Annotated in this window: 2 protein-coding genes; both read right to left on the bottom strand. The window is 39.4% G+C overall.

Annotated features, from left to right (window positions below; genetic code table 11):
* Nucleotides 1–127: 127 nt before the first annotated feature.
* Nucleotides 128–418, bottom strand: coding sequence for a type II toxin-antitoxin system RelE/ParE family toxin (locus tag ACFSVN_RS05000; RefSeq protein WP_390299517.1), 291 nt, complete (start codon nt 416–418; stop codon nt 128–130).
* Entirely contained in the window at nt 415–648 is a 234-nt protein-coding gene (locus ACFSVN_RS04995) for an addiction module protein (protein WP_390299514.1), read from the bottom strand. Before ACFSVN_RS04995 ends, ACFSVN_RS05000 begins: the two co-directional genes overlap by 4 nt.
* Between the last annotated feature and the right edge of the window lie 86 nt (nt 649–734).

Below are 734 nucleotides of genomic sequence, written 5' to 3'. Positions count from 1 at the left end.
ATAACGACCCAGCGCATAACGGGCGCGGAGATTATGGGTTAATAAACGGTTAAAATTTCAAAACAAGCAACTTCGGAAACTAACGGCACGTCCGCGTCCCCGGTTGATGCGCTTGTTATACCCACGGCTATTTTCTTGACTCCCAATAACCCGGTTTTCGTTTCATATGCTTGACAGCAGTAATGGTGATTATATTTTCTGAAACGTCATAAATAATTTCATAGGGAAAACGGTCAAGTAAAATCCTCCGATCTTGTTTGGTAAGTAAAGATCCAGATTGGGGATGTGCCAATGCCTGAGCGATGGCTTCTTCTATCTCATCAAGAAATTCAGCCCCAAGCCCAATTGACTTTTCTTCGTAGTATTGAATAGAACTAGTTAATTCTTTTGCAGCCTCAGGATGATATTGGAAAGTCATTTTTTAAGAAGTTCCCGAGCAGCCTTATGTACTTCTTGACCTGAAATTGGAGTTACTTTTCCCGATTTAATTTCAGCTTTTCTTCGTTTTACTTCATCAATCCAGGCTTGTTCAATATCCTCATCAATACGCTGATCAAGGCTATCAATAAGCTTCTTGGCTAATTCAGCACGATGATTTTCGTCTAACTCGAGAGCCGAATGCTGAATTTCTTTATAATCTGTAATCATAGTCTTGGGGTTTATTTCTTTCTCCAATCTATTGAAAAACGAACAATTCTGACAATTATTTATTGAGTGGAAGAGGGGGTATAACG

Source organism: Gracilimonas halophila, from assembly GCF_042684365.1.
In the GTDB taxonomy this organism is placed as follows: domain Bacteria; phylum Bacteroidota; class Rhodothermia; order Balneolales; family Balneolaceae; genus Gracilimonas; species Gracilimonas halophila.
This window is presented reverse-complemented; position numbering and strand designations above follow the sequence as displayed.